Origin of the sequence: Synechococcus sp. R6-5 (genome assembly GCF_047461775.1) — a bacterium.
GTDB lineage: Bacteria > Cyanobacteriota > Cyanobacteriia > Thermostichales > Thermostichaceae > Thermostichus.
On the sequence record NZ_JANSHV010000039.1, the window covers coordinates 1 to 6,557 of the forward strand.

Consider the following 6,557-nt stretch of genomic DNA (forward strand, 5'->3'; position numbering starts at 1 on the left):
CGGCCTTCAGGCCGGGGAGGATGTCAAAAGACCTCAGCTGCCCAACACTGTGCAGCTGACAAAAAATACAGTTCTCTTGGGAGAGGAGCCGAGGGTGGTGGCGTTGGCGGCGCGGAGCGCTTGGGAGCGAATCCACCGGTTGGGAAAGGGGCGGCAAATGCTAACGTCAGAGTAGGGATCTTTCCGCTGGGCAAGGGATCCCGTTACTCTGGTTTTTGGCTTTTTCTCCAAGATCTGGATGTTGAGAGCTGGAATTGTCGGCCTGCCCAACGTAGGCAAATCTACCTTGTTCAACGCCCTCTGTGAAAATGCCAAAGCCGAGGCGGCCAACTTTCCCTTCTGCACCATTGAGCCGAATGTGGGGCGGGTGGCGGTGCCCGACGAGCGCTTGCAGGTGCTGGCCAAGATCAGCGGTTCTGCCGAGATCATCCCCAGCCAAATCGAGTTTGTGGATATTGCCGGGCTGGTGGCTGGAGCCAGCAAGGGGGAGGGTCTGGGCAACCAGTTTCTCTCCCACATTCGCCAGGTGGACGCCGTGGTGCACGTGGTGCGCTGCTTCCAAGACGAGAACATTGTGCATGTGGCGGGTTCGGTGGATCCCTTGCGGGATATCGGGGTGATCAACTTAGAGCTAGCCTTGGCGGATTTGGCCCAGATCGAGCGGCGCATAGAGCGGGTGCGCAAGCAGGCAAAGTCCGACAAAACCGCCCAACTGGAGTTGCAGGCTCTGGAACAATTACAGGCTGCCTTGGACGAGGGCAAGCCGGCTCGCCTGGTACCCCTCAGCCCAGAAGAAGAGCAGTTGATCAAAGGGTTGGGGCTGCTCACCCGCAAAAAAGTCATCTACGCCGCCAATGTGGCGGAAACGGATCTGGCCAGCGGCAATGCCTGGGTGGAGCAGGTGCGGCAATTTGCCGAGGCGGAAGGGGCAGGTGTGGTGGTGGTCTCAGCCCAGGTGGAGGCGGAACTGGTGGAGCTGCCCCCCGACGAGCGACAGGCCTATCTGGATTCGTTAGGGGTAAAAGAGGGCGGGCTGAAATCTCTCATCCGAGCCACCTACGAGCTGTTGGGCTTGCGCACCTACTTTACCTCTGGCCCCAAAGAAACCCGCGCTTGGACGATTCCAGTCGGCGCCACAGCCCCTCAGGCAGCCGGGGTGATCCACTCCGATTTTGAGCGGGGCTTCATCCGGGCCGAGACGGTGGCCTATGCCGATCTGGTGGCGGCGGGATCCCTGAATGCCGCCAAAGAAAAGGGCCTGCTGCGCAGCGAAGGCAAAGACTACGTCGTCCAGGAAGGGGACGTGATGCACTTCCGCTTCAATGTCTAGTTCCCTATCCTCCTGCATCTCTCAGGCAAGCTGGGTTTTCTCAGAAACTGAAGACTTGCTCCCTGTCTTTAGGCAAAAAGACTTAACCCGCCCTGGACAAGGGATCCCAGCGCAGCTCCGGCTGGGTCTGAGAGGGGGCCTTTTCCTAAGAAAACGGTTGACGCTGTAACGAAACATCACAATAATTGGACTAGATAAACAAATGTTTTAGGGATGTATTGATGGATCTGCTGCAATACGGCCCGATGGCCTGGGTTTACATGGCGATCTTTGCCTCTATCATTTGGTGTATTTGGGGTCGTTCGGAAGACGACATCATGTTCTAGCCAGAGCGGGAGAGCTTCCTCTGTCGGCGGGGGCCATTCCTTGCGCTTGAGCCGGCAGGGGCAGCCTTTCACCAATCGTGGCTCTGTAAGGACGTTGTAAAAAATTTTGTAGAATCCTGTTGGGCTTGCGCCAGCCTTGGGATTGACGGCAATACCATCCTAGGCAGTGGGAGACTTTTCCCCCTGCTTTTGCAACACGGCAGCCTGCAGCGGTTATGGGTGTTACCAGCTTGATCTCCCGACGTCCTCTGCCTGGGGCAGAACAGACGCCAGAGGGCTACCGTCTTTCTTGGCGGGGCGTTGGGGTGATGGGGGTGCTAAACGTTACCCCCGACAGCTTCAGCGATGGCGGCCAGTGGGGATCTGCAGAAGCGGCTGTGCAGGCAGCCAAAGCCATGGCAGCGGCAGGGGCCTTGATCGTGGATATTGGCGGCGAGTCCACCCGTCCGGGAGCGGAGCCGGTATCGGTGGAGGTGGAATGCGACCGAGTCTTGCCCGTGATCCGGGCCCTGGAAGGATCCGGGATCCCCATCAGCGTCGATACGCGCAGAACGGAGGTGGCGGCTGCGGCTTTGGCTGCCGGGGCGCACATCATCAACGATGTCAGCGGGCTGCGGGATCCCCAAATGATACAGGTCTGTGCCGAAAAGGGGGTGCCGGCGGTGATCATGCACATGCGGGGAGAACCGCGCACCATGCAGCAGCAGACCGAATATGCTGACCTGGAGGGGGAGGTTTTCGGTTTTCTCAGGGAACAGGCAGAGCGGGCCCTGGCAGCGGGCGTGCCCAGCGTTGTTTTGGATCCGGGCTTGGGCTTTGCCAAAACTGCTGAGCAGAATGTAACCCTGCTCAAAGCCCTACCGCGGCTGGTGGCCTACGGCTACCCGGTCTTGGTGGGGGCCTCCCGCAAAAGTTTTGTGGGTAAGCTTTCTGGCATCGCCGTACCTAATCAGCGAGACAGCGCCAGCGTGGCCGTGCACCTGTTTGCAGCCAGCCGGGGGGCTGCCCTGGTACGGGTTCACAACGTGCCGGCTCATGTTTCCGCCCTTGCCACTTGGGAAGCTCTGCACCATGACGCAGGGTAGGCTGGTGCTGCAGGGCCTCGTCTTTCATGCCTATCACGGCCACTGCCCGGAGGAAGCAGTTTTGGGCGGGCGCTTTGTGGTGGATGTGGAGATGCAGCTTTCCCTGGCCCAGATCCAGGATGACCTCTCTGGCACAGTGGACTATGCCCAAGTGTATGAGATGGTGCGGCAAGAGGTGACCGGCCAGCGCCGCCGCTTGATCGAGACCTTGGCAGACCAGATTGCAGAGCGGCTGTGGCAGAGCTATCCCCAGCTGGAGGCCCTGACCGTGCGGGTTCACAAGCCCCAAGCTCCCCTGCCGGGGCTGTTCGATGATGTTTACGTAGAGATCGACCGTCGCCGATCTGTATGAATCCCGACCTGGCCTACATTGCCCTGGGAAGCAACTTGGGGGATCCGCTGCAGCAGTTGCGCTTGGCTGTGCAGAAGTTGCGCCGGTTGGGAGAGGTGGTGGCCTGTTCCAGTCTCTACCGCAGCCCAGCCCAAGGGGGGCCACCCGGACAGCCTGACTACCTTAACGCAGTGGTGGCGTTGGATCCCTTTCCCCCCTACCGGTCTCCCCTGGAGTTGCTCGGGGCGCTGCTGGCCATCGAGCAGGAGGCAGGACGGGTGCGGCGCATCCGCTGGGAGGCCAGAACCCTGGATTTGGATCTGCTGGCCATGGGCAGCCGCATCCTGAACAGCCCTGAGCTGACGTTGCCCCACCCCCGCATGATGGAACGTGCTTTTGTCTTAGCTCCCTTGGGGGAGATCGCTCCCGACTGGCGTCACCCTGAGACCGGTGTGGGGGTCAAAGAGGCACTCATCAGTTTGGATCAGTCCTGGCTGGAGCGCACAACCCTCGGCTGGGAGTAAGAAAGAGTTTGGTAAGCTGGTTAGGGATTTCGGCAAAAGGGATCCCATGGACAGCCTCCAACTCTGGCAGCGCTACTGCGATTGGCTTTACTACCATCCCGGCCTGGAGATTTTCGTCGATATCAGCCGCATCCGTTTCACTCCCCCTCAGGTGGAAGCGCTACGGCCTCGCTTTGCCCAGGCTTTTGCCGATATGCAGGCTTTGGAGGCAGGAGCCATTGCCAACCCCGACGAAGGCCGCCAGGTGGGCCACTATTGGCTGCGGGCGCCCGAGCTGGCTCCCACCCCTGAAATCCGGCAGGCCATTCAGGATTCCATTGAGCGAGTGGAAACCTTTGCCGAAAAGATCCATCGCGGAACCATCCCGGCCAGCGGGGGGGGACGGTTCACCGAGCTGCTCTGCATCGGCATTGGCGGCTCAGCTCTGGGGCCGCAATTTGTGGCGGAGGCCCTGGCTCCGCTGCACCCCCCTCTGAACATCCACTTCATCGACAATACGGATCCCGACGGGTTCGATCGGGTGCTGGGACGGCTGGCCAACAAACTGGGGCAAACGCTGGTGATCACCACCTCCAAATCCGGCAGCACCCCGGAGCCCCGCAATGGCTTGGTGGAGGTGAAGCTGGCCTACCAAAAAGCCGGGATCCCTTTTTCTGCCCATGCGGTGGCCATCACCGGCCCCGGCAGCCAATTGGAGCAGCAGGCGCGGCAGGAGGGGTGGTTGGAGGTCTTCCCCATCTTCGACTGGGTGGGGGGGCGCACCTCCGAAACGTCCCCGGTGGGCCTGTTGCCGGCAGCGTTGCAGGGCATTGATATCCGGGCCTTGCTGGCCGGGGCAGCCACCATGGATGAGGCCACCCGCCTGCCCCACCTGGAGCGCAATCCCGCCGCTCTGCTGGCCATGGCCTGGTACATCGTCGGTCAAGGGCAAGGGCGCAAGGACATGGTGGTTTTGCCCTACAAGGATCGCCTGCTGCTGTTTAGCCGTTACTTACAACAGTTGGTGATGGAATCCCTGGGCAAATCCCACGATCTAAACGGCAACCGTGTGGAGCAGGGCATCGCCGTCTACGGCAATAAGGGCACCACCGACCAACATGCCTACGTCCAGCAGTTGCGGGATGGCTTGAACAACTTCTTTGTCACCTTCATCGAGGTGCTTCAGGATCGGGAGCCTGGGATCCCTTCCCCCTTCGTGGAGCCGCAGGTGACCAGTGGCGACTACCTGAACGGCCTGCTGCAGGGTACCCGCCAGGCCCTCTACGAAAACGGTCGCGACTCCATTACCGTAACGCTGCCACGGGTGGATGCCCGCTCGGTGGGGGCCTTGATTGCCCTCTACGAGCGAGCCGTGGGCCTCTACGCCTCCCTAATCCAGATCAACGCTTACCATCAACCGGGGGTGGAAGCAGGCAAGAAAGCCGCCAGCGCTGTCTTGGAGCTGCAACGGCGATTGCTAGAGACGGTGCAGGAGCACCAGGGATCCCTGACTTTGCCCCAACTGGCAGAGAAACTGGGCTGCCCGGAGCGCATAGAAACCCTGTACTGGATTGTGCGGCACCTACACGCCAATGGCCGCGGAGTCCTGTTGACAGGGGATCCCGCCCGCCCCCTGGAGCTGAGCATCCAGCCCCGGCCCGCTTGATCCTCTGATTTCCTGGATTGGGTGTGGAGCGCAGGCTTGAGTTGGCCAATCTGTACCTGGCCTTAAGCCCTTCCCAGCCAGCCGACCCCCCTGCCTAGAATCGAGCAAGAGTCCACTCCAGGAGGAGACTATGGATCAATCTGCTGCCGTCCTACCCTTACAGACTCCGAAAGATGTCTCCATCGAAGATATTGAGCGGGAGCTGAACAAGATCTGGTCTTCCAAAGGAGAGAGCGTTGCCGCCCGCGCTGCCACCTTTACCCTGGTGGTGTACGAATCTCTGGACGATGCGCTGTTGCTACCTTCTCCCACCGTCGAGGCCATCGCCACCCAAAACCCCTGTCGCGTCATTGACCTGCGAGCCAAACGGGAGGGATCTGCAGACGACGCCATCGAGGCCCAGGTGGCCGCCTACTGTCCGGTGACCCGTGAGCAGCGCAGCTCGTTGGTCTGTTGCGAATACATCACCCTGAAAGCGCCCGAATCGGCCTTTGTGCGGGCCTGCAGCACCGTTGCCTCGCTGCTGATCCCCAACTTGCCCACCTTTTTGTGGTGGCAAGGGGATCTGGATTTGAACAGCTTGCTGTTTCAAAAATTGGTGGCTCTGAGCAACCGGGTCATCGTCGATTCACGGGGCTTTGTCAATCCAGAAGAAGATCTGCAGGAAATCCACCTCTTGGTGGGTGAGGGGCGCCACTGTGGGGATCTCAACTGGCGGCGGCTGCTGCCCTGGCAGGAACTCACCGCCCAAGCCTTCGACCCTCCCGACCGGCGAGAGTCCCTCTACCTTGTGGATCGTGTGAACCTCGACTACAAAGCCGGCAATCCCTGCCAGGCGTTCCTCTTCCTGGGCTGGCTGGCCAGTCGCCTGGGGTGGACTCCCACAGAGCGGGTTCAGGCTCAGGAGCACGATTACCAGATCGACCGCATCCGCTTGCAAACCCAAATGGGCGGCGAGGTGATGGCAGAACTGGCGGCTGTGCCCTTGGCCTCGGAAATCAGCCAGCCGGGGGATCTCATCGGGCTGCGCCTCACCTCCAGCAACCAAGAAGCCGACGCCTGTACTGTGCTGTGCTCCGAAATCACAGGGTGTATGCGCATGGAAGCCATGGGGGGCGCTCAGAGATGTGTGGTTCGCCAGGTGGCTCCCCTGGAGCAGGATTCCCTCGACACCCTGCTGGCTGCCGAGTTGCAGCGGCTTGGCCCCGACTACCTCTACGAAGAAACCCTAGGGGTGGTGGATCAGATGCTGAAGCTGGGCAAAAGCTGAGATCTGCTTCTGGTTTAAGTGACATACTCCCGCACTCATGCTGATG

General features: G+C 60.6%; 6 protein-coding genes. All 6 read left to right on the forward strand.

What is annotated here, in order from left to right; all coding sequences use genetic code 11:
• The first annotated feature begins 238 nt into the window (after positions 1-238).
• The 6 genes from ychF to NW818_RS02075 all read left to right on the forward strand — a co-directional run bounded on the left by ychF (position 239) and on the right by NW818_RS02075 (position 6,511).
• The gene (ychF, locus tag NW818_RS02050) at positions 239-1,330 is read left to right on the forward strand and encodes a redox-regulated ATPase YchF (protein ID WP_011434459.1); all 1,092 of its coding nucleotides are present in this window, start codon (positions 239-241) and stop codon (positions 1,328-1,330) included.
• A gap of 541 nt (positions 1,331-1,871) precedes the next feature.
• Positions 1,872-2,741 carry a dihydropteroate synthase gene (gene folP, locus NW818_RS02055; protein ID WP_414423711.1) on the forward strand — a complete coding sequence of 290 codons (870 nt, stop codon included), beginning with the start codon at positions 1,872-1,874 and terminating at the stop codon, positions 2,739-2,741.
• Entirely contained in the window at positions 2,728-3,093 is a 366-nt protein-coding gene (gene folB, locus NW818_RS02060; protein ID WP_414423712.1) for a dihydroneopterin aldolase, read from the forward strand. The genes folP and folB overlap by 14 nt, the downstream gene beginning before the upstream one ends.
• Positions 3,090-3,596, forward strand: coding sequence for a 2-amino-4-hydroxy-6-hydroxymethyldihydropteridine diphosphokinase (gene folK, locus NW818_RS02065; protein WP_414423713.1), 507 nt, complete (start codon positions 3,090-3,092; stop codon positions 3,594-3,596). The genes folB and folK overlap by 4 nt, the downstream gene beginning before the upstream one ends.
• A gap of 46 nt (positions 3,597-3,642) precedes the next feature.
• Positions 3,643-5,241, forward strand: coding sequence for a glucose-6-phosphate isomerase (locus NW818_RS02070; RefSeq protein WP_414423714.1), 1,599 nt, complete (start codon positions 3,643-3,645; stop codon positions 5,239-5,241).
• A gap of 130 nt (positions 5,242-5,371) precedes the next feature.
• Entirely contained in the window at positions 5,372-6,511 is a 1,140-nt protein-coding gene (locus NW818_RS02075; RefSeq protein ID WP_414423715.1) for a glucose-6-phosphate dehydrogenase assembly protein OpcA, read from the forward strand.
• The last annotated feature ends 46 nt before the right edge of the window (positions 6,512-6,557 follow it).